At 58.7% G+C, this 26102-nt stretch carries 25 protein-coding genes; 17 read left to right on the top strand and 8 right to left on the bottom strand.

Features of this window, described 5'->3' with window-relative positions; genetic code table 11:
* The first annotated feature begins 41 nt into the window (after positions 1–41).
* Complete coding sequence (locus tag AC1DCP_RS23830; protein WP_236736180.1) at positions 42–884, top strand: GGDEF domain-containing protein; 843 nt, start codon at positions 42–44, stop codon at positions 882–884.
* 69 nt (positions 885–953) lie between these two features.
* Here AC1DCP_RS23830 and AC1DCP_RS23825 read toward each other — a convergent pair whose 3' ends face one another.
* Positions 954–2258, bottom strand: a complete 1305-nt coding sequence (locus AC1DCP_RS23825; protein ID WP_476774689.1) for an MFS transporter — start codon at positions 2256–2258, stop codon at positions 954–956.
* A 542-nt stretch (positions 2259–2800) separates the two neighbouring features.
* On the opposite strand from AC1DCP_RS23825, the gene AC1DCP_RS23820 reads away from it, so the two are divergent.
* The 7 genes from AC1DCP_RS23820 to recN all read left to right on the top strand — a co-directional run bounded on the left by AC1DCP_RS23820 (position 2801) and on the right by recN (position 11833).
* Positions 2801–3727 (top strand): D-alanine--D-alanine ligase, encoded by a 927-nt coding sequence (locus AC1DCP_RS23820; RefSeq protein WP_003513211.1) that lies wholly within the window; start codon positions 2801–2803, stop codon positions 3725–3727.
* On the top strand, positions 3715–4647 hold the full coding sequence (locus AC1DCP_RS23815) for a cell division protein FtsQ/DivIB (RefSeq protein WP_003513210.1): 933 nt from the start codon (positions 3715–3717) through the stop codon (positions 4645–4647). The genes AC1DCP_RS23820 and AC1DCP_RS23815 overlap by 13 nt, the downstream gene beginning before the upstream one ends.
* The gene (ftsA, locus tag AC1DCP_RS23810) at positions 4644–5975 is read left to right on the top strand and encodes a cell division protein FtsA (protein ID WP_003513208.1); all 1332 of its coding nucleotides are present in this window, start codon (positions 4644–4646) and stop codon (positions 5973–5975) included. Before AC1DCP_RS23815 ends, ftsA begins: the two co-directional genes overlap by 4 nt.
* A gap of 92 nt (positions 5976–6067) precedes the next feature.
* The gene (gene ftsZ, locus AC1DCP_RS23805; RefSeq protein WP_003513206.1) at positions 6068–7813 is read left to right on the top strand and encodes a cell division protein FtsZ; all 1746 of its coding nucleotides are present in this window, start codon (positions 6068–6070) and stop codon (positions 7811–7813) included.
* Positions 7814–8084: 271 nt separating this feature from the next.
* Entirely contained in the window at positions 8085–9041 is a 957-nt protein-coding gene (lpxC, locus tag AC1DCP_RS23800; protein ID WP_003513204.1) for a UDP-3-O-acyl-N-acetylglucosamine deacetylase, read from the top strand.
* 236 nt (positions 9042–9277) lie between these two features.
* A complete protein-coding gene (locus AC1DCP_RS23795; protein WP_003513201.1) occupies positions 9278–10144 on the top strand; it encodes an outer membrane protein assembly factor BamD in 867 nt (288 codons plus the stop codon).
* Positions 10145–10159: 15 nt separating this feature from the next.
* Positions 10160–11833: a DNA repair protein RecN gene (gene recN, locus AC1DCP_RS23790; RefSeq protein WP_065687185.1), complete on the top strand. Its 1674-nt coding sequence runs from the start codon at positions 10160–10162 to the stop codon at positions 11831–11833.
* Here recN and AC1DCP_RS23785 read toward each other — a convergent pair.
* On the bottom strand, positions 11830–12444 hold the full coding sequence (locus AC1DCP_RS23785) for a LysE family translocator (protein WP_013636505.1): 615 nt from the start codon (positions 12442–12444) through the stop codon (positions 11830–11832). The genes recN and AC1DCP_RS23785 overlap by 4 nt on opposite strands.
* Positions 12445–12574: 130 nt before the next feature.
* Between AC1DCP_RS23785 and ligA the strand changes: the two genes are divergently transcribed.
* Both ligA and AC1DCP_RS23775 read left to right on the top strand, forming a co-directional pair.
* Positions 12575–14749 (top strand): NAD-dependent DNA ligase LigA, encoded by a 2175-nt coding sequence (ligA, locus tag AC1DCP_RS23780; RefSeq protein ID WP_065687186.1) that lies wholly within the window; start codon positions 12575–12577, stop codon positions 14747–14749.
* 64 nt (positions 14750–14813) lie between these two features.
* Positions 14814–15707, top strand: coding sequence for an aminoglycoside phosphotransferase family protein (locus tag AC1DCP_RS23775; protein ID WP_065687187.1), 894 nt, complete (start codon positions 14814–14816; stop codon positions 15705–15707).
* A 4-nt stretch (positions 15708–15711) separates the two neighbouring features.
* On the opposite strand, the gene AC1DCP_RS23770 is transcribed toward AC1DCP_RS23775, so the two are convergent.
* Positions 15712–16242 carry a GNAT family N-acetyltransferase gene (locus AC1DCP_RS23770; protein WP_065687188.1) on the bottom strand — a complete coding sequence of 177 codons (531 nt, stop codon included), beginning with the start codon at positions 16240–16242 and terminating at the stop codon, positions 15712–15714.
* Between the two features lie 187 nt (positions 16243–16429).
* Positions 16430–17362 (bottom strand): DMT family transporter, encoded by a 933-nt coding sequence (locus AC1DCP_RS23765; RefSeq protein WP_065687390.1) that lies wholly within the window; start codon positions 17360–17362, stop codon positions 16430–16432.
* 197 nt (positions 17363–17559) lie between these two features.
* Between AC1DCP_RS23765 and gcvA the strand changes: the two genes are divergently transcribed.
* Genes gcvA through AC1DCP_RS23750 form a run of 3 tightly spaced genes read left to right on the top strand, consistent with a single transcriptional unit; the run spans position 17560 to position 19652 of the window.
* Positions 17560–18462, top strand: a complete 903-nt coding sequence (gcvA, locus tag AC1DCP_RS23760; protein WP_003513188.1) for a transcriptional regulator GcvA — start codon at positions 17560–17562, stop codon at positions 18460–18462.
* Positions 18463–18505: 43 nt separating this feature from the next.
* The gene (locus tag AC1DCP_RS23755) at positions 18506–19114 is read left to right on the top strand and encodes a 3'-5' exonuclease (RefSeq protein ID WP_013636498.1); all 609 of its coding nucleotides are present in this window, start codon (positions 18506–18508) and stop codon (positions 19112–19114) included.
* 46 nt (positions 19115–19160) lie between these two features.
* On the top strand, positions 19161–19652 hold the full coding sequence (locus AC1DCP_RS23750) for a CreA family protein (RefSeq protein ID WP_003513184.1): 492 nt from the start codon (positions 19161–19163) through the stop codon (positions 19650–19652).
* Between the two features lie 213 nt (positions 19653–19865).
* Here AC1DCP_RS23750 and AC1DCP_RS23745 read toward each other — a convergent pair whose 3' ends face one another.
* Complete coding sequence (locus tag AC1DCP_RS23745; RefSeq protein ID WP_003513183.1) at positions 19866–20333, bottom strand: chemotaxis protein CheW; 468 nt, start codon at positions 20331–20333, stop codon at positions 19866–19868.
* A gap of 85 nt (positions 20334–20418) precedes the next feature.
* Between AC1DCP_RS23745 and AC1DCP_RS23740 the strand changes: the two genes are divergently transcribed.
* The 3 genes from AC1DCP_RS23740 to AC1DCP_RS23730 all read left to right on the top strand — a co-directional run bounded on the left by AC1DCP_RS23740 (position 20419) and on the right by AC1DCP_RS23730 (position 22432).
* Positions 20419–20715, top strand: coding sequence for a hypothetical protein (locus AC1DCP_RS23740; protein WP_236736181.1), 297 nt, complete (start codon positions 20419–20421; stop codon positions 20713–20715).
* 143 nt (positions 20716–20858) lie between these two features.
* On the top strand, positions 20859–21458 hold the full coding sequence (gene sco, locus AC1DCP_RS23735) for a cytochrome oxidase assembly protein Sco (RefSeq protein WP_003513179.1): 600 nt from the start codon (positions 20859–20861) through the stop codon (positions 21456–21458).
* 95 nt (positions 21459–21553) lie between these two features.
* Positions 21554–22432 (top strand): 50S ribosomal protein L11 methyltransferase, encoded by an 879-nt coding sequence (locus tag AC1DCP_RS23730; RefSeq protein ID WP_003513177.1) that lies wholly within the window; start codon positions 21554–21556, stop codon positions 22430–22432.
* Positions 22433–22582: 150 nt separating this feature from the next.
* On the opposite strand, the gene AC1DCP_RS23725 is transcribed toward AC1DCP_RS23730, so the two are convergent.
* Complete coding sequence (locus tag AC1DCP_RS23725; protein WP_003513176.1) at positions 22583–22756, bottom strand: hypothetical protein; 174 nt, start codon at positions 22754–22756, stop codon at positions 22583–22585.
* 337 nt (positions 22757–23093) lie between these two features.
* On the opposite strand from AC1DCP_RS23725, the gene AC1DCP_RS23720 reads away from it, so the two are divergent.
* Entirely contained in the window at positions 23094–24935 is a 1842-nt protein-coding gene (locus AC1DCP_RS23720) for an aminopeptidase P family protein (RefSeq protein WP_065687189.1), read from the top strand.
* Here the strand turns inward: AC1DCP_RS23720 and AC1DCP_RS23715 are convergent.
* Entirely contained in the window at positions 24932–25246 is a 315-nt protein-coding gene (locus tag AC1DCP_RS23715; RefSeq protein WP_019565298.1) for an AzlD family protein, read from the bottom strand. The two genes, AC1DCP_RS23720 and AC1DCP_RS23715, sit on opposite strands and share 4 nt — an antisense overlap.
* A complete protein-coding gene (locus AC1DCP_RS23710) occupies positions 25243–25962 on the bottom strand; it encodes an AzlC family ABC transporter permease (RefSeq protein ID WP_065687190.1) in 720 nt (239 codons plus the stop codon). Before AC1DCP_RS23710 ends, AC1DCP_RS23715 begins: the two co-directional genes overlap by 4 nt.
* Between the last annotated feature and the right edge of the window lie 140 nt (positions 25963–26102).

Here is a 26102-nt window from a genome sequence, read left to right as displayed (position 1 = left end):
GAGAGGCAGCGTTGCGCCACTCTACTGCTTGGGTGATATTTATGAGCATTTTCATTGCCGATCGCGTAAGCGGACAGCTGTCACGTTTTTTAAGCGAACTCGTCGCGATAACGACTTTCACCGTGGCGACACCGGATGGATGGCGTCGGCTTGACCCGGTACAGTCATCATTTCGATTGGCTTGCCTGATCGCTTCCATAGCCGCCGTTATCTGTGTCGTTGCGATCCTGACGATGGCGCAGTTGGACCTGGTCTCGGACTTGAGCAATGGGCTCACAATCGGCCTGGTCCTTAGTACGACAATCTCTTTCACCGTCGGTTTTTTAATTTGCTGGCTCAATGCGAGGCAGATGCAGTTACTGATCCAGTCACACGAGCGTTTTGCGCAGCTCAGCCAGACTGATGCTCTGACAGGTCTTCACAACCGGCTAGGTCTTTATTCGAATTGCGTTCACCTGAGCACGCCGTATTGCGTCGCATTTATCGACATTGATCATTTTAAGTCCGTGAATGACAGGTACGGCCATTTGGCTGGTGACATGGTTATCTCCAGTGTCGCCAAGACAATTCGGGAAGGTTTCGATGAAGCCGCTCATGTGGCGCGGATGGGCGGTGAAGAGTTTGTCGTCGTCCACACCCTTGCCCCGGACCGGTTCCTGGAACAGTGCGAAGGCGTCCGTGAGAACATCGCCACGACAACGGTTCATTTTCAGGATTTGCAGATCAGTACCACCATCTCGATAGGTGTGGCCTTGCGCGGGAACAGGGAGATTTTCGAGAAGGTCATGCACAATGCGGATATGGCGCTCTACGAGGCGAAACGTAGCGGGCGTAATCGCATCTGTTCGTCGGGCGCGAAAGGTGGCCGTCAAATTATCGCCTGAGGATCATCACAGACAAAAAAAGGCCGCGAAAGGTGATTTCGCGGCCCCGATCTTTTAGTGGCCTGTCGCTCAGACTTCATCCTTGCGGGACAGAAGAATGCAGGCGAGCGTGATGAGGGCGGATACGCAGAGGTAATATCCGACATATCCCATGCCGTAATTCACCTGCAGCCATGTGGCGATGTAGGGCGCCAGCGATGCGCCGAAGATGCCGGCCATGTTGAAGGTGATGGACGAGCCGGTGTAGCGCACCCTTGTCGGGAAGGGGGCGGCAAGCGCCGTTCCAATCAGGCCGTAGGTCATGCCCATCAGCGTCATCGCAAGGGCCGCGAAGATGAAGATCGAGCCTTCGCCGCCTGTCATCAGGGTAGGCAGCAGGAACGAGAACAGGCCGATCAGCACCGTCGTCAGGATCAGGATTTCGCGACGGCCGAAGCGCTCAGCGAGCTTGCCGGCGATCGGGATGAAGATGCCGAAAACGATGGAGCCCATGATCTGCACTTCGAGTGCGTCGAGGAACGGGATTTTCAGAACCTTGACGTTGTAGGACAGCAGATAGGCGGTACCGATATAGAACAGCACGAAGGTAGCCAACGCTACGAAAGTGCCGAGCGCGAGGCTGCGCTTGTGGTTGCGGAACAGTTCCACGACCGGCACGGCAACACGTTCTTCCTTTTCGATCGCCTTCTGGAAGGCTGGCGTTTCGGTGATCGACAGACGAACCCACATGCCAACCGCGATCAGGATGATCGAAGCGACGAAGGGAATGCGCCAGCCCCAGCTCAGAAGCGCTTCCTGCGACATGAAGTGCAGCAGGATCCAGAAGACGCCGGAGGAGAGGAACAGACCGACGGGCGCGCCGAGCTGCGGAAACATCCCGTACCAGCTGCGCTTGCCGGGAGGAGCGTTTTCCGTGGCGAGCAGGACCGCGCCACCCCATTCTCCGCCAAGACCGAAGCCCTGACCGAAGCGGMAAAGCGCCAGCAACAGAGGTGCCAGAACACCGGCTGTCTCATAGGACGGCAGAAGGCCGATCACGACCGTCGATACGCCCATGGTCAGCAGAGCGGCGACAAGCGTAGCTTTACGGCCGACGCGGTCACCATAATGGCCGAAAACGACGGCGCCGAGCGGGCGGGCGAAAAAGGCGATGGAGAAGGTGGCGAAGGATGCCAGAAGTGCCGTCATCGGATCATTGTTCGGGAAGAACAATGTCGGAAACACGAGCACTGCGGCCGTGGCGTAAACGTAAAAATCGAAAAACTCGATGGTCGTGCCGACCAGGCTGGCAGTGAGAACTCGTGCAGGCGAATTTGTCTTTACAACGTTCGAATTGCCAGCTGTCGGCGATACCTGAGATACCGCGTCAGTCATGGTTTTGGTCCCATTTTTGGATGATTGCATGTCATGCCTTGGGAGGCATTGACTGCGTTAACGCAATTTTTGTTCTTTTGGAATGCTAAAAAAGAAATAATGCGGACAATGTGATCGGCTGGCGCGACAGGCACCGCAGCGTGTGCGAGGACGCAGTCTCAAGATTGAGAGACTGATTCAGGCGACGGATTTAAAATGCTGAAACGTCAGATAATTTTCGCTGGGGAAAAGCATCATCCGTTAACGTTTTCGCCTTGTCTTTATCAGGGATAGAAGTGTGCGGCACCCTCGTTCTATTTCCGATCATTGAAAACCTGCATGTTGCAATCCGTCCAACTCTCTGATTCCAAGGAGGTAATTCGGATCGATGCTGATTCTTTAATGGAACTGGCATGTTGGGCGCGGCGGTTAACGAAAGTAAACGATTCATTAACCTTAATGGCGTTTAACTGATCTCAAGGATCATGTGCCAGAATCACCGTTCGTCAAATTCGGTTGGTTCCGGTGCGGATCGTAGCGGAGATTTGGTGTCAGAGGTATCGATGGGCGGCAAGCACGTAGCTGTTCTTTTGGGTGGGTTTTCGTCGGAGCGGCCGGTCAGCCTCTCGTCCGGGAACGCTTGCGCGCTCGCCCTTGAGGGCGAGGGGTACAAGGTCACCCGGGTCGATGTGGGGCGCGATATCGCCGCCGTACTCGGCGAGCTGCGCCCGGATGTCGCCTTCAATGCGCTGCATGGCCCCTTCGGTGAAGACGGCACCATTCAAGGCATTCTCGAATATCTCGCCATTCCCTATACCCATTCCGGCGTGCTCGCTTCTGCACTTGCCATGGACAAGGCGCAGGCCAAGAAAGTGGCTGCGGCTGCTGGCATTCCGGTGGCTGACGAACGCGTCATGAACCGGTTCGAATTCACCAGCGAACATCCGCTTGCGCCGCCCTACGTCGTGAAGCCGGTGCGCGAAGGCTCGAGCTTCGGTGTGGTGATCGTCAAGGAAGACCAGTCGCATCCGCCGCAAATCCTTACCTCGTCCGAATGGCGTTACGGCGATCACGTCATGGTCGAGCGTTACATCCATGGTCGCGAACTGACCTGCGGCGTGCTCGACGGCGAGGCGCTAGGAGTGACGGAAGTGGTGCCGCTGGGTCACAATTTCTATGATTATGACGCTAAATACGCAGCCGGTGGCTCAAAGCATGTCATTCCGGCAGAAATTTCACCAAAAATTTACCAAAAAATTCAAACACTGGCGGTTATGGCGCATCGGGCGATCGGGTGCCGTGGCGTAAGCCGTTCAGACTTTCGTTACGACGACCGCTTCTCAGAAGATGGCGAAGTTATCTGGCTTGAAGTGAATACGCAGCCGGGCATGACGCCGACCTCCCTGGTGCCGGAAATGGCGGCCCATGCTGGCCGCTCCTTTGGTAACCTTGTCAGCTGGATGGTGGAGGACGCTTCGTGTTTGCGGTGACCGGCAAAAAGTCGACGGCAAAAAAGCGCGAGCAATTCGTGGCGACGGCAAATGCCGACGATCGCAGGGTGCTGCCGCGTCCGCTGCGTCGTTTCGTGCGTTTCGGCGTCAGCCTTGCGACCGGACGCATCCACATTCCCGCCCATACCGGCACGATTTCGGCTGTTGCCTTTTACGCGGTGATCGGGCTTTACGGCATGTCGCTTGGCGGACATACGAATATCGTCACCCAGACCACGACCTCGGCCGCCGGTTTTGCGGTTGAGGACGTCAAGGTATCCGGCAATTTGCAGACATCGGAAATCGAAGTCTTCCAGCTTCTCGGCCTTGACGGCAGCACCTCCCTGATTGCGCTTGATATCGATGCGGCACGCCGCAAGCTCGTCCAGCTTCCCTGGGTCGAAGATGTTGATATCCGCAAGGTCTACCCGAAGACGGTTGAGGTTCGCCTGAAGGAGCGTGAAGCTTTCGGCATCTGGCAGCATGGCACGGAACTGTCGCTGATCGAAAAAAGCGGCAGCGTGATCGCGCCGCTGCGTGACAATAAATTTGCCGCCCTGCCGCTGTTCGTCGGACGCGACGCGGAAACGGGTGCTGCCGGTTTCGTAGCGCAACTGGCCGATTGGCCGGAAATTCGCAATCGCGTTCGCGCCTATGTTCGCATTGCCGGCCGCCGCTGGGATCTGCATCTCGACAACGGCATCGTCGTCAAGCTGCCGGAAGAGAACCTGCCGCAGGCACTGCAATTGCTGGCACGGCTCGATCTCGAGGAAAAGGTTCTGTCGCGTGATGTCGCTGCCGTCGATCTGCGTCTGACGGACCGCACAACGATCCAGTTGACCGAAGGTGCAGCAGAGCGCCGCCAGACGGCGGTAGATGCACGCACGAAGGCACTCAAGAAAGCGGAGAAGAACACATGAGCTTTTTTGGTTCTTCCCATTTCGGCCTGCCTCGTCTGAAGCCGCTGTCTTCCAAGCGCAGCCACATCGTCTCGGTGCTCGACATCGGCTCGACCAAGGTCGTTTGCATGATCGGACGGCTGACGCCGCGCCAGGAAAGCGAAATCCTGCCGGGTCGCACCCACAAGGTGGAAATCATCGGCATTGGTCACCAGCGCTCGCGCGGTGTGAAATCCGGCGTGATCGCCGATCTTGACGCGCTCGAAGGCGTGATCCGTCTTTCGGTGGATGCGGCCGAGCGCATGGCAGGCCTGACCGTCGACAGCCTGATCGTCAATGTTTCCGCCGGCCGGCTGGCAAGCGACATCTATACCGCGAGCATCGATCTCGGCGGACAGGAAGTCGAAGCAAGCGACCTGCGCAAGGTTCTGGTGGCGGCGAGCCAGCAGTCCATGCGTCAGGACCGGGCGATCCTGCATTCGCTGCCAACAGGCTATTCGCTGGATGGCGAGCGAGGCATTCGTGATCCGCTGTCGATGTATGGCGATCTTCTCGGTGTCGACATGCATGTGGTGACTGTCGAACGCACGGCGCTGAAGAACCTCGAGCTTTGCGTCAATCGCGCGCATCTCTCGGTCGAGGGCATGGTGGCGACGCCCTATGCCAGCGGTCTTGCGGCATTGGTCGATGACGAGGTCGAGCTTGGCTGTGCGGCCATCGACATGGGCGGCGGCACCACGACGATCTCGGTTTTCGCCGAAGGCCGTCTCATTCATACCGACGCGATCGGCCTTGGCGGCCATCACGTTACGACAGATCTTGCACGAGGCCTCTCGACACGAATCGAAGATGCGGAGAGACTGAAGGTGGTGCATGGTTCGGCTTTGCTGAATGGCGCGGATGAGCGCGACATGATTTCGATCCCGCCGATTGGCGAAGATGATCGCGATCAACCATCGCAAGTTTCAAGGGCACTTGTTACCCGCATCGTGCGGGCGCGTATCGAAGAGACGCTGGAATTGATCCGTGATCGTATCCAGAAGTCCGGCTTCAGCCCCATCGTCGGCAAACGTGTTGTCCTGACGGGCGGCGCGAGCCAGCTGACGGGGCTGCCGGAAACGGCACGGCGAATTCTTGCCCGCAACGTTCGTATCGGCCGCCCCATGGGGGTTGCGGGTCTTCCGGTTGCGGCAAAGGGACCGGCATTTTCAACCGCATGCGGACTGATGATCTATCCGCAGGTGGCGGACATCGAAATTCATGCGGCGCAAGGCGGAATGTTCTCGCCGTTTGGTACGGGTAGCGGCCGGATAGCCCGGGTAGGGCAATGGCTGAAAGAGAGTTTCTGAGTAGCCTCGTGGCGTGAGCCTGAGGTTTCCAAGTTGAGTTTTCAAGAATCGGCCAGCGGGGCGATGCGGCCAGAGAAAGAAGGAATGGTAAAATGACGATACAGCTGCAAAAGCCTGATATCACCGAGCTGAAGCCACGCATCACTGTTTTCGGTGTCGGCGGCGGTGGCGGTAACGCTGTCAACAACATGATCACGGCTGGCCTCCAGGGTGTCGATTTCGTCGTCGCCAACACGGATGCACAGGCTCTGACCATGACGAAGGCAGACCGGGTCATCCAGCTCGGCGTCAACGTCACCGAGGGTCTCGGTGCCGGTTCCCAGCCGGAAGTCGGACGCGCCGCCGCTGAAGAATGCATCGATGAGATCATCGATCACCTGAACGGCACCCACATGTGCTTCGTCACTGCCGGCATGGGTGGTGGTACGGGCACCGGTGCTGCACCTGTCGTTGCACAGGCTGCCCGCAACAAGGGCATCCTGACGGTCGGCGTCGTTACCAAGCCTTTCCATTTCGAAGGCGGTCGCCGCATGCGTCTTGCCGAACAGGGCATCGAGGAACTGCAGAAGTCCGTCGATACGCTGATCGTCATTCCGAACCAGAACCTCTTCCGCATTGCCAACGACAAGACGACCTTTGCCGATGCCTTCGCCATGGCTGACCAGGTTCTCTATTCCGGCGTTGCCTGCATTACCGATCTGATGGTGAAGGAAGGTCTCATCAACCTCGACTTTGCTGACGTTCGCTCGGTCATGCGTGAAATGGGCCGCGCAATGATGGGTACTGGCGAAGCTTCCGGTCCTGGCCGTGCGATGCAGGCTGCGGAAGCGGCAATCGCCAACCCGCTGCTCGACGAAACCTCGATGAAGGGCGCACAGGGCCTCCTGATCTCCATCACCGGCGGTCGCGATCTTACCCTGTTCGAAGTCGACGAAGCGGCTACCCGTATTCGCGAAGAAGTCGATCCGGATGCGAACATCATCCTCGGCGCAACCTTCGACGAGGCACTTGAAGGTCTCATCCGCGTCTCCGTCGTCGCGACCGGCATCGACCGCGTTGCGGGCGTTGGCGAACAGAACGTTGCCGATATGCGCGCCGCAGCCGCCAAGCCGCTTATCCGTCCTTCCGCGGCCGTTGCTCCCGCTCCGGCCGCAGTTCAGCCTGCACAAGCAGTATCGCAGGCACCAAAGACCGTAGACCAGATCGCCCAGACCATCCGTTCGGCGGAAGCCGAAATGGAACGTGAACTTGGTTTCGCAGCACACCAGCAGCCCTCTCAGGATTTCCGTCCGCAGAGCAAGCTGTTTGCATCCGCTCCGGCTGAAGCACCGGCGGCTCTCCGTCCGGCACAGCCGGTTCAGCAGGCTGCTCCGGCACCTGTTGCCCCGGCACCGGTCTATCACGCGCCGGAACAGGTTGCCGCTCCGCGTCTGCAACAGCCGCAGGCTCCGGTCTATCAGGAGCAGGCTCCTGTTGCCCGCCAGCCCGAGCCTGTCCGCATGCCGAAGGTTGAGGACTTTCCGCCGGTCGTAAAGGCCGAGATGGATCACCGTGCCCACGCAGCTCCTGCAGCCCAGGAAGAGCGTGGCCCGATGGGTCTTCTGAAGCGCATCACCAACTCGCTTGGCCGACGCGAAGAGGAAGAAGTTCCTTCCGAAATGATGGATGCGCCGAGCATGGCGCCGCAGCAGCGCCGCGCGCTTTCGCCGGAAGCCAGCCTCTACGCTCCGCGTCGTGGCCAGCTTGACGATCACGGTCGTGCGACGCCTTCTTCGGCAAGCCACCATGACGACGACCAGCTGGAAATTCCGGCGTTCCTGCGTCGCCAGTCCAACTAACAGCGATTCCGTTCGCCTCTCCAAACGCCCGGGTCACACGACCCGGGCGTTTTGTTTTATTGTGCGTTATTAACAGTAAATTAATTCATCTTTTCAATGGCTTGTGCGTGTAACAATCCGAAACGAACAGTGATTTGTCCTGGCACTTTCATGTGCGTATGTATGAGGCTGGGTAAGGGAAAACATTGACCTCGCCGGTTGTTGAAACCGGCTTGAAAAACTTGAACGGCGCTGAATATACGGCGCGGTTTTCAAAACAAGGCATATACGCATGACTATCGGACTGCTCGGATTTCAGACGACTATCGCAAATGCTGTTCAGCTCAAGGGCATTGGCGTGCATTCCGGCAATCCGGCTTCGATGACGTTCCAGCCCGCAGAAGCAGGAACGGGCATCGTGTTTCAGCGCCTTCATGAAAATGGCAGCGTAACCGAGTTGAAGGCGGTGTCTTCCAATGTCGGCAATACCGATCTGTGCACCGTGCTCGGCCGCTCGCTATCCCAGTCAGTGGCAACGGTCGAGCACGTCATGGCTGCCATCTACGCCATGGGCCTCGATAACCTCGTCGTTGAGGTCGACGGTCCGGAAGTGCCGATCATGGACGGCAGCTCTGCGCCATTTATCGATGCGATCGAATCGGCTGGCATCAAGAACCTTGGTGTGAAGCGCCGCTATATCCGCGTCATCAAGCCGGTGCGCATCGATTCGGGTGCATCCTGGGCGGAGTTCCGCCCTTACGACGGCACGCGGTTCGAGGTCGATATCGATTTCGACACGCCGCTAATCGGCAAGCAGTCCTGGAAGGGCGACCTGACGGCGGATACGTTCAAGAACGAGCTTTCGCGCGCCCGCACCTTCGGCTTCATGCGTGACGTGGAGCGCCTGTGGGCTGCCGGTTACGCACTCGGCTCCTCGCTTGAAAACTCTGTTGTCATCTCCGACGACAATAGCGTCATCAACATGGAAGGCCTGCGTTATGCCAAGGACGAATTCGTTCGCCATAAGACGCTGGACGCCGTGGGCGACCTGGCACTTGCCGGTGCGCAGTTCATCGGTTGCTATCGCTCGTATCGCGGCGGCCACAAGGTCAATGCCAACGCGCTGAAGGCTTTGCTGAGCGACCGCTCGGCCTATGAGATCGTGGAGGCTCCGGCCGCCCGCAACCAGGTACGTGCCCGCGAATTCGTTCCGGTCAACATGCCGGAATTTGCACCCTGGTCCGCTTGAGTTTGTTTGCAGGCTATTGATTGACAGAAAAAGCCGCTCCGTTTCGGGGCGGCTTTTTCACGATGAGGGGCGGGATGTTTTGTCATACCGCCTGATATTCATGCGATTGCATGGGCCGATGCCATAAAAATGCGTTAATGCATCATCATTGCGTTGCCCTGCAGATGCTTTTATGGCTAGAAACGCCAGTGCAAAGCCGATGCTTATGTATTTGCGCGGGAAGTGGGAACTGTCGAATGAAGCATGTAGGGTCTGGTGCAATGAAGGGTACGATGCGGGGGATCGCCGTTTCGTTGATGTTGGTCGGTGCGAGTGTTGCTGTCACGGCCTGCCAGTCCGATCCGGATATCGACATTACCAAGCTCGGCGTCGAGACCGATCCGCCAGACGTTCTGTACAAGCAGGGGCTTGCAAACATGAACGCCGGCAACATGACGGAAGCCTCACGCAAGTTCGAGGCGATCGACAAGCAATATCCCTTCACCGAATGGGGCCAGAAGGCGCTTGTGATGCAGACCTTCATCGCCACTCGCACCAACAAGAACGACGTGGCCATCGCGTCGGGCAGCCGCTTCCTGCGCCAATATCCGCGCTCCAAGGATGCCGCCTACGTTCAGTACATGATCGGTCTTGCCTATTCGAAGCAGATTTCCGACGTGACGCAGGACCAGCGCGCCGCGCAGCGCACGGTCGAGGCGATGAGCAAGGTGGTCAACGACTACCCTGATTCGGAATATGTCGCCGACGCGCAGGCCAAAATCCGTTTCGCCCGCGACCAGCTCGCTGGCCGCGAAATGCAGGTCGGCCGTTATTACCTTGAGCGCAAGGAATATCTCGCCGCCGTTTCGCGTTTCCGTATCGTCGTCGAGCAATACCAGAACACCAACCAGATCGAGGAAGCGCTGGCCCGTTTGACGGAATCCTATTATGCGATGGGTCTTTCCGACGAGGCGCAGACTGCGGCCGCCGTTCTCGGCAACAACTATCCCGACAGCCAATGGTATGCGGATTCCTACAAGCTGCTGAAGGGCGGTGGGTTGGAGCCGCGTGAAAACAAGGGGTCCTGGATTTCGCGCGCCGGCAAGAAGCTTATCGGCGCCTGAGACAGGGCATAGGCCATGCTGGTCCAGCTCTCGATTCGTGACATCGTTCTGATTGAAAGGCTCGACCTCGGCTTTGAGGCGGGCCTTTCCGTGTTGACGGGTGAGACGGGCGCGGGCAAATCCATTCTGCTTGACAGCCTGTCGCTGGCCCTCGGGGGCCGCGGCGATGGCGGTCTGGTGCGCCACGGGGAAGAGAAGGGACAGGTCACTGCCACTTTCGAAGTTCCGAACAGCCACCCCACACGGCATCTCCTGCGCGAAAACGGTCTGGATGACGATGGCGACCTGATTTTCCGCCGCGTGCAATCCGCAGACGGACGCACCAAGGCCTATATCAACGATCAGGCCATCAGCGTGCAGATGATGCGTCAGCTGGGGCAGCTACTGGTCGAAATTCACGGCCAGCACGACGACCGCGCTCTTGTCGATACCGATGCCCACCGCACGCTGCTGGATGCTTTTGCCGGGCTGAGCGACGATGCCCGTGCCGTTCAGGGTTTCTACCGCACATGGAAGGACGCCGAGCGGGCGTTGAAAACCCATCGTGCCAAGGTTGAGGCTGCTGCCCGAGAGGCGGACTATCTGCGTTCCTCCGTCGAGGAGCTTGAGGTGCTCTCGCCGCGCGACGGCGAGGAGGAGGAGCTTGCCGAACGTCGGGCGGTGATGCAGAAATCCGAACGTATTGCCGGTGATATCGCCGAAGCGAGCGAGTTCCTGAACGGCAACGCCTCGCCAGTGCCCATGATCGCATCCATGATGCGGCGCCTGGAACGCAAGAGCCACGAGGCGCCGGGATTGCTGGAAGACACTGTGCAATTGCTGGATGCCGCGCTCGACAGCCTTTCCAACGCGCAGATGGAAGTGGAAGCCGCACTTCGCCGCACCGAGTTCGATCCACGCGAGCTGGAGCGGGTGGAGGAACGGCTGTTTGCGCTACGCGCCGCCGGACGCAAATATAATGTCGCGGTGCCTGATCTACCGGCGCTTGCGGAAAAAATGGTCGCGGATCTCGCCGACCTCGATGCGGGCGAAGAAAAGCTCGGCAAACTTGAAGCCAATCTCGGCGTTGTGAAAGCCGATTTCGACCACGCGGCCAAATCGCTTTCCGAAAAACGCCGCAATGCGGCAAATGCGCTTTCCGAAGCTGTCATGGCTGAGCTTCCGGCGCTCAAGCTGGAGCGGGCACGTTTTACCGTCGAAGTCAGCTCCGACCCGGAGCAAGCGACGGCTGACGGTATCGACATCGTGGAATTCCACGTTCAGACCAATCCTGGAACGCGGCCCGGCCCGATCATGAAAGTCGCTTCTGGCGGCGAATTGTCCCGTTTCCTGCTGGCGCTTAAAGTCGCGCTGGCTGATCGTGGATCGGCACCGACACTGGTGTTCGACGAAATCGACACGGGCGTTGGCGGCGCTGTGGCAGATGCCATTGGCCAGAGGCTGCGTCGTCTGTCGAAAACCGTGCAGGTTCTGTCCGTCACCCACGCGCCCCAGGTGGCCGCGCGGGCGGCCACACATCTTCTCATTTCCAAAGGCCCCTCCGGCGACGGCACCGAGCGCATCGCCACGCGTGTCGCTACCATGGAGCCGAAACATCGCACCGAAGAAATCGCCCGCATGCTTGCCGGTGCCTCGGTGACAGATGAGGCGAGGGCTGCCGCCGCCCGCCTGCTTGCCGCCAAGGATTAACGGCTGACGGCCACCGCCACGCCGGAGCCGATCATGACGCCGCCCGCCGCCCGGTTCACCCTGCGGACGATTCTTGGCTCACGAAGCAGCTTTCTTGCCCGCACAGCCAGAACCACATGAGCGCCGATCACAACCGCCTCCACCACGACGATGACGGATGCCAGCGCCAGAAGGTGATCGACCGTCAGCGAGGCGCCGACAACGTTCGGTAACAATGCCACGTAAAAGAGCGGCATTTTCGGATTTCCGAGATTGAGCGCGGTTCCCGTGGCGAATATCGAAAGAAGGCTATGGCGGCCATTCATGGGTTGCAGACCGGGAACCACAGGTTCCGCTGTCCAGAGTTTGAAGCCCATCCAGATGAGATAGGCCGCGCCGCCATAGCGCAGCACCGCCATCACCGTTCCCATTTCGGCGGCGAGGATCGACAGGCCGAAGGCTGCAAGCGTGAGGAATATCAATATTCCTGCCACGGTTCCGGCCCCATAGGCGAGGCCGGAGGCGGCACCATGGGTGATGGTGCGGGCGACGATCGTCATATTGTCCGGGCCGGGGCTGGCCGCGAACACGAAGAAGGCTGCTGCAAAGGCAATGAGGGTGGTGAGTTCCATGGGGGCTCCGGCTTCTGTTTCATCCGGATGCTCAGAATAGCGGATTCCCGCCTGTTGAAAAGCGAGGATGGTTTTGCGTTTGCCAATAATTCGCTAAAAGCATTGCAGATTCATCCGTGAGGCTTCTTCCATGTCGAAAGACCAGATTCCCGTCGAAAACCTGACCGAGCTTGAGGCCTCTTCCGAGCTGGCATTTCTGGCAGCCGAGCTTGCCCGCCACGATGCGCTTTATCATGGCAAGGACGCGCCGGAAATTTCGGACGCGGACTACGATGCGCTGAAGCGGCGCAACGATGCCATAGAGGCGGCTTTCCCGGCGCTGGTGCGGGCCGACAGCCCGTCGAAGAAAGTCGGCTTCACGCCGCTTCCCACCTTCGCGCCCATCGTGCATGCGCGGCCGATGCTTTCACTCGACAATACGTTTTCTGAAGGTGATCTGCGCGATTTCGTCAGTTCGGTCTATCGCTTCCTCGGGCACCTGCCGGATGATTCGATTGCCTTTACCGCCGAGCCGAAGATCGACGGACTTTCCATGTCCATCCGCTACGAGAACGGCAAGCTTAAGACGGCGGCAACACGTGGCGACGGCACGACGGGCGAGAACGTTACCGCCAATATCAAGACCATCAAGGAAATTCCGAACCAGCTGCCTGCCGATGTACCCGATGTGGTGGAGGTGCGCGGCGAGGTCTATATGGCCAAGAGCGACTTCATGGCGCTCAATGCCCAGATGGAGGCCGATGGCAAGCAGACCTACGTGAACCCGCGCAACACGGCTTCCGGTTCGCTGCGCCAGCTTGACGCCAAGGTGACGGCGAAACGCAAGCTGCGGTTCTTTGCCTATGCGCTTGGCGAGGTCTCCAATGGCGGCCAGCCGACGCGGATTGCCGACACGCAATATGGTATCGTCGAGAAATTCCGGGAATGGGGTTTCCCGGTCAATCCGCTGATGAAGCGATTCACCTCTGCCGAACAATTGCTTGAACATTATAATGAAATCGGAGTCGCGCGACCCGATCTCGATTACGATATCGACGGCGTGGTCTACAAAGTCGACCGGCTGGACCTTCAGGAACGGCTGGGTTTCCGTTCGCGCAGCCCGCGCTGGGCCACCGCACACAAGTTTCCGGCCGAGCAGGCCTTCACCACGGTCGAGAACATTGAAATCCAGGTAGGGCGCACCGGCGCGCTGACACCGGTTGCGCGTCTCACCCCGATTACCGTCGGCGGCGTCGTCGTCACCAATGCGACGCTACACAATGCCGATTACATCGAGGGTATCGGCAATAGCGGCGAGCGCATTCGGCCCGAGGATCATGATATCCGCATTGGCGATACTGTCATCGTGCAGCGTGCAGGCGATGTCATTCCGCAGGTGCTGGATGTGCTTCTGGAGAAGCGCCCGGCTGAGGCGGTGAAATATGCGTTTCCGGAGAAATGTCCTGTGTGCGGCAGCCATGCGGTGCGGGAGCGCAATGAAAAGACCGGTAAGCTCGATTCGGTCACGCGCTGCACCGGCGGTTTCGTCTGCCGGGCGCAGGCGGTCGAGCATCTGAAACATTTCGTCTCACGCAATGCTTTCGATATCGAGGGGTTGGGTACCAAGCAGATCGATTTCTTCTTCGAAAGCGAGGATCCGGCCCTCTCCATCAAGACCGCGCCTGATATTTTCACGCTGAAGGCGCGGCAGGAGGCATCGCATCTTACCAAGCTCGAAAACATAGATGGTTTCGGCAAGGTCAGCGTCAAGAAACTGTTCGATGCCATCGATGCCCGCCGCGAGATCGATCTGCATCGGTTGATCTTCGCTCTCGGCATTCGTCACGTCGGTGAAACCACGGCGAAGCTTCTGGCGCGTTCTTATGGCACCTATGAGCATTTCGAGGAAGCCATGAAGGCGGCAGCCGACCCGGCGAGCGATGCCTGGGCCGAACTCAACAGTATCGATGGCATTGGCGAGGTCGTGGCGCGCGCCATCATCGAATTCTACAAGGAACCGCGCAATCTCGATGTCATCGACCGGCTGATACGGGAGCTGCGGCCGAAGGAGGCCGAGAAGCCCTCGACCGAAGGCAGCCCGGTGGCGAGCAAGACGGTGGTCTTTACCGGGTCTCTGGAAAAATTCACGCGCGACGAGGCCAAGGCCCGTGCGGAAAGTCTGGGCGCGAAGGTGGCCGGTTCCGTATCGAAGAAGACGGATATTCTGGTGGCCGGGCCGGGGGCAGGTTCCAAGCTTGCCAAAGCGGCGGAGCTGGGCGTTCAGACCATGGACGAGGACGAGTGGCTGGCGCTGATCGGTGGCTGAAGCACCGTCATCGCCTCGTTGTTTTGCGCCGCTATGGGTCTCATCCTGAAACKGGGAACGGGACATGGATGACCGCATCGTCATCTCTACGCAGCAGGTTCGAGCGCTGATCGCAAGCCAGTTTCCGCAATGGGCGGGGCTTGATGTCAGGCCGGTGGAACTGAGCGGCTGGGATAATCGCAGCTTCCGCCTTGGTGATGATATGCTCGTTCGCCTGCCGAGCGCTGGCCGCTATGTGGCACAGGTGGAGAAGGAGCATCGCTGGCTGCCGAAGCTTGCGCCTCTTTTGCCTCTTCCGATCCCAAAGCCATTGGCGATTGGTGAGCCGGGACAAGATTATCCGTTTCCATGGTCCGTTTATGGCTGGCTTGATGGCGGGCCTCTCACCCGGCATCTTGGGCATATAAATCTCGCAACAATAGCCGTCGACGTAGCAGCGTTTTTGAAATCCCTGCACGGCATCGATGCGACGGATGGTCCGCTTGCGGGCGAGCACAATTTCCACCGCGGTGGGTCGCTTGCAGTCTATGACGGCGAGGCGAGGGCGGCGGCGTTGCGCCTTGCCGATGAGGTCGATCAGAGGCTGGCCACGGAAATATGGCAGCTTGCTCTTTCGAGCAACTGGCAGGGCCAGGGCGTTTGGGTGCATGGCGATATTGCCGAAGGCAATCTGCTTGTAAGAGATGGCCGCGTCTCAGCCGTCATAGACTTCGGCAGTTCCGGCGTCGGAGACCCGTCTTCCGATCTCATTCTGGCATGGAACGTGCTCGACGCCGAAAGCCGGAACGTCTTTCGCCTGGCGATGGATCTCGACAATGCCACATGGCAGCGCGGGCGCGGCTGGGCGCTGTGGAAGGCGTTGATCACGCTTGAGGCTGAACGTGGACGTGATGAGAAACTGGCCGAATGGTCACGTCGGACCATTCGGGAAGTGATTGCCGATCATTTGTCCGCCTGAAACATCAGCGCAGACGTGCCATGACGTAGGCGTCGACATATTTGCCGTCGCGAAAGGCGTCGTTGCGCAAGGTGCCCTCGCGTTCGAAACCGAGTTTCTCATAGAGCCGGAGGGCGGCGAGATTGTCGGTGAAGACATTCAGTTCGATGCGGCGGATATCATGCCAGTTATCGGCCGCGTCGATGAGCGCCGTCAGAAGCCTTGAACCGACGCCCTTTCCGGCGAAATGGTCGTGAACGGACATCGCAAGATCGGCGACATGGTACTGTCTGCCCGCTCTGCGATATAATCCGGCGTTACCAACGAGTTTTCCATGCCACTCCGCGACGATGACGATGTCGGTAGGGGCTCGGTTTTCTATCGATTTCCTCGTCTTTTCAATCGTCTGGAAAGGTTGCCGAAGGGTGCCGTGCCGGACGCCGGGAAGGTTGAGCATTTCCGTCAAGGCTTCGACGTCTTCAAGCCGGGTCGCACGCAGGACAACGTCCTTCAGATCAAATGGCTTGTTTGTAATATCCGCTGGTTTCATGTTCATGCCTGTCTCCTTGTGGCGCGTTCGGAGCAGGCGTGACACCCCTGCTCTTATCGGCAGGGGTGGATGTTGATCGCTCAGTGCGCGGACATGCCTTCCCCTGCCGGTTGACCGGTCATCGTCATATGGCGGGTGGTCGTCGTTTTGATAGCGATCATGATGGCGAGAATGCTTTTACGAACTGTCACTGTCAAGCGGGGGCCTTGCGCAGGAAATCTCTTAGTTTTGCCGGCAGCCTGCCGTCAATCGCGGCAAGGCCGGCGGCAATCATCGCCATTCCAGCGAAGTGCTTGATTTCCAGCTGTTCTCCGAGAATGAGCGAACCGAGAAGGATGGCGCTGACGGGAATGAGGAAGGTGACGAGCGCGAGATTGGTGGCGCCGGCAGTTGCAAGGATGCGAAAGAAGATGAGGTAGGCCAGGGCCGTGGACAAGAGCGCGATACCGATGAGTGCGCCCCAGGTGCCGAGGCTCGGCATGGCAAGCGTCCAGGGCTTGTCAATGAGGAGCGCGGCGGGGATCAGCATCAGTGTCGAAGACGATATCTGGCCGGTGGCGGTCATCAGTGGCGGCACGCCCATGGCCTTGAAGCGGCGGCCGAATATGCCCGCGAAAGAATAGGAGATAGCTGCGCCGAGAATGGCAATCTGGCCCCAGAGGCCGGAGATCGCACCGCCAAAGGCTGCCGGGCCGATCATCGTCGCCACGCCGGCAAAACCGATGAGAACACCCGCCAGCTTGTTGCCGGTCATCTTCTCGTCGGCTGTGAGGAAATGGGCGACCATGACGGTAAAGAGCGGCGTCGTCGCATTGAGGATCGAGGCCAACCCGCTGGCAATATGGGTCTGGCCCCAGACGATCAGGCAGAAGGGAATGATGTTGTTGAGCAGGCCCATGCCGAAAAAGGCGCGCCATACGGCCCATTGCCGTGGCAGATGAAGGCCCATGATGCGGCAGACGATCAGCAGTGCCGTGGCAGCGAGGCTGACACGCAGCGTGACGATGGTGACGGGTGGCAGTTCCTTGACGGCAATGCCGATGAAAAAGAACGATCCGCCCCACAGCAGCGAGAGCGCCACAAGCATCCCCCATTCGCTGGCATCCATCTGTTTTTGTATTGCCACCTTCGTCTCTCCCACCGCTGAAAAATTGAAATAGTCACAGAGAACGCCACGTTCAGCCACCCGATATCGGTTGAGTTTATCTCAATCAGTCGTCTGGCAATCTTGGTTCCGTCCGCGCCCGTTGCATCTATTTACTCCTCATATTATGCTGTTTTCAAACGATAGTTTCTCGTCGGATAATTGAGCTCAGCTAAACCATGGTTGCAGAACTCCCTTCCTTGAAAGGATTGCAGGCCTTTGAGGCTGCGGCGCGCTACCGCAGTGTCACGCTTGCCTCCAACGAGTTGAACGTCACCCCCGGCGCGGTCAGCCTGCAAATCCGGGAGCTGGAAGCCCGCCTTGGCGTGCAGCTGTTTGTCCGCAAGCCGCGCAGCATCCAGCTGACGAGGGAAGGGGAGCGGTATTACGGTTCCCTTCGCACCGCATTCCGGATGATGCGCGAGGCGACGGCGGAACTGACGGCGCGATCAGAGATTACGGTCTTGACGTTAAGCTGCACGCCAACTTTTGCGGTGCAATGGCTGATGCCGAGATTGCCCGGCTTTCAGCAACAACATCCGCAAGTCGATGTTCGTATCAGCGTGACGAACCGGCTGGTGGATTTCTCAAGGGACGATGTCGATCTGGCCGTGCGTCACGGTTTTGGTCGCTATGAAGGGCTGGAAAGCATCCGATTCATAGACGACAGCACCTTGCCGGTCTGCTCACCACAACTTTTTGAAAAATATGGCCCGCTTCGGGTGGCCGGTGATCTGAAATGCGTGCCGCTTCTGCACGATGAAAACCGCAACGAGTGGCGGCGCTGGCTGGAAACGGCGGGCGCTACAGAGGTCGATGCTTCCGGGGGCACCGTATTCATCGACAGCAACGGCGCGCTGGATGCGGCCAAGGCCGGGCATGGTGTTGCGCTGACGCGACGCTCGCTTGTTTCCCGCGAACTTGCCGAGGGAGCGCTGATAGCTCCCTTCGGCACGGACATTGCCAGCACGCTTGCCTATTTCCTGGTTTATCCGCGGCGCATGCTTGATAATCCCGATCTTGTGAGGCTGCTTGACTGGATGCTTGCGGAAGCGGGGTCTACCGAAGCCGGTTCTCTTTGACGCCAATCCGGTCTATGCCAGAATGAAACAACGGGAATCACTCTTGAAAACCATCGCCATCGATTTCGAGACCGCCAATGAGGAACGGGGTAGCGCCTGCTCCATCGGGCTTGCGTGGATAGAAGACGGTGAGATCGTTCGCGTCGAGGAACGGCTCATCCGGCCGAAGGACATGCGGTTCTCGCCCTTCAATATTGCCGTGCACGGTATTCGCCCTGCCGATGTAGAGGATGCGCCGGAATTCCCTGATGTGATGGAAGAATTCATCGACGATTTCCACGGCGCCACGATGATTGCCCACAATGCCGCCTTTGATTTCAGCGTCATGCGGGCTTCCTTCGATAAATACCGGCAGTCCTATCCTGATCTTTCCTATCTTTGCAGCGTCAAGATTGCCCGCCATGTCTGGCCGCAGCTGGCGTCGCACAAGCTGAATGTGATTGCCCATCACCTACAGCTGCGTTTCGTGCACCATAACGCCGCCGAAGATGCCGTCGTCTGCGCTGCGGCATCGATTGCGGCGGCCAGGGCGCTGCGCGTTGACCATATCCGCGACCTGCCGGAAAAGATCGGCATGGTTGCCGGCCGTCTCACTTCCACGGGCTATCAGCCTTGCAGCATGAAAAAACGTGTTGTCTCGCGGGTTGCGTAACCGTTCCCCACACCTATGTCTGAAGTAGCATAACGGAGAACATGCGATGACGATGAAAACGCTCTCGGGTTTGTTTGCAGGCTTTCTGGTGTTGTTTCCGGTGACGGTTGCGCATTCGGAGGTCGTCGGTAAGGTCGGTGTCGATTGGATCGGCAACGATATCGTCATCGAGGCTATTGCCGATCCCAAGATCAAGGGCGTGACCTGCCATGTCACTTATTTCGATCGTGGCGTCATCGACCGGCTGAAGAATGGCAATTGGTTTGAGGACCCTTCCAACAACGCCATTTCGTGCAGCCAGACGGGACCGGTCGAAATCGGCGACATCGATCTGTCGAAGGGCGGCGAAGAGGTGTTCCGGCAGGGCATGTCGCTGGTGTGGAAGAAGCTGGTCGTCAGTCGCGTTTACGACAAGGCGAATGACACGCTGATCTATCTGGTCCATGCGCGCGAGCTGAAGGATGGCTCGGCCAAGATGGCGATTTCGACGGTGCCTCTCTATAACCAGCAGGTGACGTGGGAAAAGGGCAAGCCTTGAGGCTTTGCCCTTGGTACTGCTGACACCATAATTCACCCGCGACGTCATCCTCGGGCCTGTCCCGAGGATACAATCACGTATCGTAAAATCGGTAGGTTTTAGATGCTCGGAACAGGCCCGAGCATGACGGAGGAGAGGTTTCCGACCCTGCCGTACCCCTCAGGGCAAGCTGTGGAACCTGCGCGTTATATTATCAAAACCTCACCGGCTCTATTAAGCCGCTTCGCGCGCCAGCTCGTCGGCAATCACGGTGTCGAGGTTGAGGAAGCACACCATGCTCTTTTCCAGCGCCACGATGCCGCGGCAGAAGTTGCGCTGTTCTTCGGGAATGATGTCGGGCGCCGGCTGCAGGTCTTCGGAGCGGATGGTCATCATGTCGGAGACTTGTTCCACCAGAAGTCCGACCAGCTTGCCGCCGATATCGGTGACGATGATGGCGGAGCGCTCGGAGGGTTCGGTCATTTTCATGCCGAGGCGGCCTGCCATGTCGATGACGGGGATGACGGCGCCGCGCAGGTTGATGAGGCCGAGAACATAAGGCGGCGTGTGCGGCATCGGGGTAACCGGTGCCCAGCCGCGGATTTCGCGGATCGCCATGATGTCGATGCAGAATTCCTGACCGCCGAGATGGAAGGAAACGATTTCGAGATATGCGCCGGATTGCTTGATGGCGTTGGACATGACGGCAGGTTTCCTCTGGCGGCTCTTAGGCAGGCCCATGCATGATTGAGCTTTATGCGGTGGCCGGAATGGACCGGGAGACATCATGTCGGAACTTAAAAACCGCTATGGCCATATTGCACAGCAAGATTTTAAACTTTCCCTAACAATTGGCGGTGCCGCGCTCGCAAAACCCAGTATTTTGGCGGTTTTCGTGCTGGTGCAAACAGGTTATAACAGACACATGAACGCAATCTTTGCCAATCCGCTGAAGTTTATTCTTGCAAGCCTTGCGGTAGCGGCCTCGCTTGCCGTCGTGCTTCTCGCCTTCGATGGCTGGGTGCGACACGGCACGGATATTTTCCTCTCCGCCGTGCAAAGCGGCATCGCCTGGTGTCTGTAATCTGCCGTCCCGTCCCGGCTTTGTGACAAATCAGCGCGGTTTACGCAAATACGCCCAGTTGATTTGCCGTCGCCACCGCTGTTCGTTATCTGACGATGGAGGCCCACGTCATGCGGCCGGCCTTCGGGGGTAGGATTAGGACAATGAGAAATATTCGCATCGTATTGTGGGCCGTGGTTGTCGTTCTTGTCGGTGTCGTCAGCTGGTTGACGCTCGAAATGACGAAGACCCGTGAGGAAATGGTGGAAACGGCCTATGGCGTGCCGTTCGAACTCACGGCGCAGAACGGTCAGCCGATCACCGAAAAGGCGTTTCAGGGCAAGCCCACGGCGCTCTTTTTCGGTTTCACCCATTGCCCGGAAGTCTGCCCAACGACGTTGTTCGAACTGAACGGCTGGATGGAGAAGGTAGACCCGGCCGGCGACAAGCTGCAGGCCTATTTCGTATCCGTAGACCCCGAGCGCGATACGCCTGAGCTCATGCAGCAATATGTCTCCAACGTCTCGAAGCGGATCACCGGCATCACCGGTCCGGCCGACAAGATTGCCGAAACGCTGAAAGGCTATCGCATCTATGCCAAGAAGGTGCCGGTCGATGACAAGGATCCGAATGGTGACTACACCATGGATCACACGGCTTCCGTCATCCTGCTTGACGCCAATGGTCGTTTTTCCGGCACCATCGCCTATGGCGAGAACCCCGATGTTGCCGAGCAGAAGCTCCAGAATCTGCTGAAGGGGTGAACGAGACGGCATAATTGTGCCTGGCTTATTGGACTGGCGGAGGTTTTGTGGCAAATGCAAGCCTTAAGAACCTTAGCTAGAGAAAGCAGCCTGCCGTGAGCGAAATCCGACTTTACGTCACCACGACCGAAATCAAGGCCGGTGAAATCCTCGATCTCATGTCGGACTATTTCGGCGAGGAGGATGTCGCGATCGCCACCACCGAGGTGGATGAGAAACGCGACATCTGGGAAGCTTCGGTTTACCTGATGGCCGAGCAGGAAGACGAATTCCGCGAGCGCATCGACACCTTGCTGGCTCCCGCCTTTCCCGGCCTCGCCATCGAAAAGGAGATCGTTCCCGACATCGACTGGATCGCCAAGTCGCTCGAGGGGCTGAAACCGGTACGGGCAGGGCGCTTCATCGTTCACGGCGCGCATGATCGCGATAAGATCAAGCCCAACGATCTGGCCATCGAGATCGAGGCCGGTCAGGCTTTCGGCACCGGCCATCATGGCACGACAGCGGGCTGCCTTGAGATGATCGAGGATGTTCTGCGGGCGCGGACCGTGCGCAATGCGCTCGATCTCGGCACCGGCAGCGGTGTATTGGCAATTGCCGTGCGCAAGATGCGCCATATTCCGGTACTCGCAACGGACATTGATCCCATCGCGGTGCGCGTGGCCAGAGAGAATGTGCGGCTGAACGGCATCGTCTCCGGGCTGGCGCTTGAAACCGCTCCGGGTTTCCACTCCGACGCTTTCCGCAAATACGGCCCGTTCGATCTCATCATCGCCAATATTCTGGCGCGGCCGCTCATCAAGATGGCGCCGCAGCTTGTCACGCATCTGGCGCCCGGCGGCACCGTCATCCTGTCGGGAATTCTCGCATCGCAGCGCTGGAAGGTGCTTGCGGCCTACAATGGCGCGCGGCTCTCCCACGTCCGCACCATCTGGCGCAATGGCTGGGTCACGCTGCATCTGCGCAAGGACTGACGCTTTAGCAGCATCCGTTTCCGGACAAAGAAAAGGCGGCGCTTTCGCGCCGCCTGAAAACCCGCGAGCATATTGGAGGAGAATCGCTCAAGCGGGTCGACGTATTCCTGTTCCTGCGCGGTGGAGGGAGGATCGCCGCGCCCGAAGTGATCAGAATACGTAGCTGGACTTTGCGGTGCGGCGAAGTTCGGCGCGGTTCATGCCGAGCGCTTCGAGCGACTTGTCGTCGAGGTTAAGCAGGGCCGCGTTGACATGACGGCTGACCTGACGCTCGCGTGCTTCAATGACGCGATCGAAAGCGGTGCGTAGGAAAGATTTTGCCATTGCTTCAAATCCTTGTTTGCCAGGAGAGTGTGTCTCTCGCTGTGTTGGCTTGAAGATAAGCGATGTGTTTTTGTTTGGTTAGGGGTCTTGCTTCAATGTAGGTATGCGTTTTTCACATGTCGTCGGCTTTTCAATATTACTTATTTAGGGAAAATTGCTCAATTTAGCGGCGTCTTTTCTCGGCCTTTGGGGTAAATGGCAGCGCGCGCGCCTGTCGTAATGGTTGATGGCACATATGGCTTGAAACCGGGTTTGTCGGCATGGCATTGTCGTTGCGCGCCAATGATTTGACGGCGTTACCGACCGCTTTCCTCATGACAGTTCCCGAAAGATGCCCATGTTCCAGACCTTCGAAAACAAATCCGCGCCGCAATTCGGCAAGGCCCGCGTCGAGGCGCTGCGTGCCAGTTTCGACGCCCTTGGTATCGATGGTTTCCTGGTGCCGCGTGCCGATGAATATCAGGGCGAATATGTACCTGAATCATCTGAGCGTCTGTCATGGCTGACCGGATTTACCGGCTCTGCGGGCATTGCGCTGGTAACGCGCGCAGAGGCGGTGGTGTTTGTCGATGGTCGCTATACCACGCAGTTGAAGTCGCAGGTCGATCAATCGGTGTTCAGCGGTGGTGATTTGGTCGGTGCCCCGCCTTCCGTCTGGTTGTCGGAGCACGGGGCTGCGGGCTTTCGGCTCGGGATCGATCCGTGGCTGCATACCGGCGCTGAATTGAAGCGGTTGGAAAAGGCGCTTGCGGGGAAGGGCGGTTCCGTCGTCCTGCTCGAAAACAACCCACTCGATCCGCTGTGGCACGACCGCCCGTCAGAACCGCTGGAGCCTGTCGTCATTCAGCCGGAAGCCTTCACCGGCAAGCTGGCGAAGGAAAAGATCGCCTCGCTGGCAGAGACGGTGTCGGCAAAGGGAGCCGATGCACTGCTGGTGACAGATCCGTCTTCCATTGCCTGGATTTTCAATATTCGCGGCAACGATGTGCCGCACACGCCGCATCCGCTTGCCCGCGCCATCATCTATGCGGATGGCAAGGCTGATATTTTTCTCGACAAACGCAAGACCGGTATCGAGGCCGAGGCCTATCTGGCACAGCTGGCGACGCAATTGCCGCCATCGAATATCGCCGATCGTCTGCACGCCATTGCCAGCGCCAAGGGCCGCGTCATGGTGGACGCCGATCTGACGCCTGTGGCGCTGACAGGGGCGATTACGGCGGCGGGTGGCACCTTGATCGAGGAGGCCGATCCCGTCCGCTTGCCGCGCGCGTGCAAGAACGCGGCGGAGCTTGCCGGCTCGGCAGCGGCACATGTGCAGGACGGCGCGGCTATGGTTGAATATCTGTGCTGGTTGGATCGTCAGCAACCGGGCAGCGTTACCGAAATTGCGGCCGTGAAGGCGCTGGAGGCTGCGCGCGCCAAGGTGGGGCAGTCTCTCCAGAATCCTCTGAAGGACGTGTCTTTCGATACGATTTCGGGCGCGGGCGAACATGCCGCCATCATCCATTATCGCGTCACCACCGATACGGACCGGACACTTGGCGATGGTGAGATGTTCCTCGTCGATTCCGGCGCGCAATATGTCAACGGCACCACTGACATCACCCGCACCGTGGCAATCGGCAATGTCCCGGAAGATCAGCGGCGTTTCTTCACGCTGGTGCTGAAGGGCGTGATCGCCATCAGCGACGCACGGTTTCCCAAGGGAACGCGCGGTTGCGATCTCGATCCCCTGGCACGTATCGCGCTGTGGAAGGCCGGTGCGGATTATGCTCATGGCACCGGCCACGGCGTCGGCTCCTATCTTTCGGTGCATGAGGGGCCGCAGCGTATTTCTCGGCTTTCGACGCAGGAACTTCTGCCGGGCATGATTCTGTCGAATGAGCCCGGTTATTACCGCCCCGGCGCTTTTGGCATCCGCATCGAAAACCTGATCTATGTGCGCGAGGCGGCGGAAGTCGCGGGCGGCGATCAGCCGATGTTGTCCTTTGAGACCCTGACCTGGTGCCCTATCGATCGCAGGCTGGTCGTCACGGCACTTTTGACCGACGACGAACTGGACTGGTTGAATGCCTATCACGCCGGCGTTCTGGAAAAGCTCTCGCCTTTGATCGCGGATGAAGAGGTGAAGGTGTGGCTTGTTGCGGCCACGCAGCCTCTGGAGCGGAGCGCTTAAAGGAGAGAAAAGTGCCTGATGGCGACGACGATGGCCCAGCCAATGGCCAGCATCGTCAGGCCGGGGAAACGCAGGCAGACCAGAAGAGCGGCCACCATTGCGATCTTCACCTCGTATCCGCCTTCAAAAAAGGCGGGTGCGACAAGGGTCGTCAAAACCGCTACGGGAACGGCGTTCAATCCCGCCTCCATGCGCGGCGGGATTGATTTCATCCGCGTCATCAGAACATAACCGCCGATGCGGGTAAGATAGGTGGCGACGGTAGCGAGTGCGATCAGGATCAGCGTGTCGGCGTGCAGCAGATCGCTCATGGCGTTTCCACCTTGCTTTCAGAATTGGCCTCGCCGGTTGGTTTCGGCGGATAGACGACTGCGACGAAAATGCCGGCAAGCGCGCCGAGGCTGACATGCCAGGGCGAGCCGACGATGTGATAGGCAACGGTTGCGCCAAGAGCGCTTGCCAGCATCACCGGGTAAAAATTCTCCCGCTGGCGGAAGCTCAAAACCATGCCCATGAAATAGATCGGCAAAAGGACATCAAGGCCGATGGCTTTCGGGTCGCCGACGAGATTGCCGAGCGATGCGCCGACAATGGTCATCACCAGCCACAGAATATAGATCGGCGTCGCGAAGCCCATGTACCAGGCGAAACCGACCACGCCGGTGTTTTCGTATTTCCTGACCGACTCGGCGAATTGTGGATCCACCAGTACGAAGAACCCCATGGCCTTTTGCAGGAAAGTCCAGTTGGTGATCATTCTGGCAATGGCGGCCGAATAGAGAATATGGCGAAAATTGACGGCAAAGACCGATAGAACGATCAGCCAGGGGGCTACCTTCTGGCCGAATAATTCGATGCCGACCAGCTGGCTGGCACCGGCATAGACGGTGCCGCTCATGATCGTCGCTTCGGCGACGCTCAGCCCGTTATCGACCGCGACCGCGCCGAACAGCGCGCCAAAGGGAGCGGCGGAAAGGGCGATAGGAAAGCCGCTTTTGAGGCCTTCGCGGAAATCTGCATTGGACATTGTTCAGGAACTCCTTGCCCGCCGCTCTATCGCCGTCCCGGCCGGCTGGCAAACAAATTGCATGAATGGATCGATTGATTCCCTTGAAGCTTCCGTTACGGTAACGCCGATACGCGACGTCGGACGGAAGGCCTCACCCG

The organism is Agrobacterium sp. 10T429, from assembly GCF_056393925.1.
Note: the sequence above shows the minus strand (reverse complement) of the source record. Positions and strands in the feature narration are given on the sequence as shown.

Excerpts from the sequence above, each read along its gene's own strand:
- AC1DCP_RS23830 (WP_236736180.1), top strand. The coding sequence starts at position 42 with ATGAGCATTTTCATTGCCGATCGCGTAAGCGGACAGCTGTCACGTTTT.
- AC1DCP_RS23820 (WP_003513211.1), top strand. The coding sequence starts at position 2,801 with ATGGGCGGCAAGCACGTAGCTGTTCTTTTGGGTGGGTTTTCGTCGGAG.
- ftsA (WP_003513208.1), top strand. The coding sequence starts at position 4,644 with ATGAGCTTTTTTGGTTCTTCCCATTTCGGCCTGCCTCGTCTGAAGCCG.
- ftsZ (WP_003513206.1), top strand. The coding sequence starts at position 6,068 with ATGACGATACAGCTGCAAAAGCCTGATATCACCGAGCTGAAGCCACGC.
- lpxC (WP_003513204.1), top strand. The coding sequence starts at position 8,085 with ATGACTATCGGACTGCTCGGATTTCAGACGACTATCGCAAATGCTGTT.
- AC1DCP_RS23795 (WP_003513201.1), top strand. The coding sequence starts at position 9,278 with ATGAAGCATGTAGGGTCTGGTGCAATGAAGGGTACGATGCGGGGGATC.
- recN (WP_065687185.1), top strand. The coding sequence starts at position 10,160 with ATGCTGGTCCAGCTCTCGATTCGTGACATCGTTCTGATTGAAAGGCTC.
- AC1DCP_RS23785 (WP_013636505.1), bottom strand. The coding sequence starts at position 12,444 with ATGGAACTCACCACCCTCATTGCCTTTGCAGCAGCCTTCTTCGTGTTC.
- ligA (WP_065687186.1), top strand. The coding sequence starts at position 12,575 with ATGTCGAAAGACCAGATTCCCGTCGAAAACCTGACCGAGCTTGAGGCC.
- AC1DCP_RS23775 (WP_065687187.1), top strand. The coding sequence starts at position 14,814 with ATGGATGACCGCATCGTCATCTCTACGCAGCAGGTTCGAGCGCTGATC.
- AC1DCP_RS23770 (WP_065687188.1), bottom strand. The coding sequence starts at position 16,242 with ATGAACATGAAACCAGCGGATATTACAAACAAGCCATTTGATCTGAAG.
- gcvA (WP_003513188.1), top strand. The coding sequence starts at position 17,560 with ATGGTTGCAGAACTCCCTTCCTTGAAAGGATTGCAGGCCTTTGAGGCT.
- AC1DCP_RS23750 (WP_003513184.1), top strand. The coding sequence starts at position 19,161 with ATGACGATGAAAACGCTCTCGGGTTTGTTTGCAGGCTTTCTGGTGTTG.
- AC1DCP_RS23745 (WP_003513183.1), bottom strand. The coding sequence starts at position 20,333 with ATGTCCAACGCCATCAAGCAATCCGGCGCATATCTCGAAATCGTTTCC.
- AC1DCP_RS23740 (WP_236736181.1), top strand. The coding sequence starts at position 20,419 with ATGTCGGAACTTAAAAACCGCTATGGCCATATTGCACAGCAAGATTTT.
- sco (WP_003513179.1), top strand. The coding sequence starts at position 20,859 with ATGAGAAATATTCGCATCGTATTGTGGGCCGTGGTTGTCGTTCTTGTC.
- AC1DCP_RS23725 (WP_003513176.1), bottom strand. The coding sequence starts at position 22,756 with ATGGCAAAATCTTTCCTACGCACCGCTTTCGATCGCGTCATTGAAGCA.
- AC1DCP_RS23720 (WP_065687189.1), top strand. The coding sequence starts at position 23,094 with ATGTTCCAGACCTTCGAAAACAAATCCGCGCCGCAATTCGGCAAGGCC.
- AC1DCP_RS23715 (WP_019565298.1), bottom strand. The coding sequence starts at position 25,246 with ATGAGCGATCTGCTGCACGCCGACACGCTGATCCTGATCGCACTCGCT.
- AC1DCP_RS23710 (WP_065687190.1), bottom strand. The coding sequence starts at position 25,962 with ATGTCCAATGCAGATTTCCGCGAAGGCCTCAAAAGCGGCTTTCCTATC.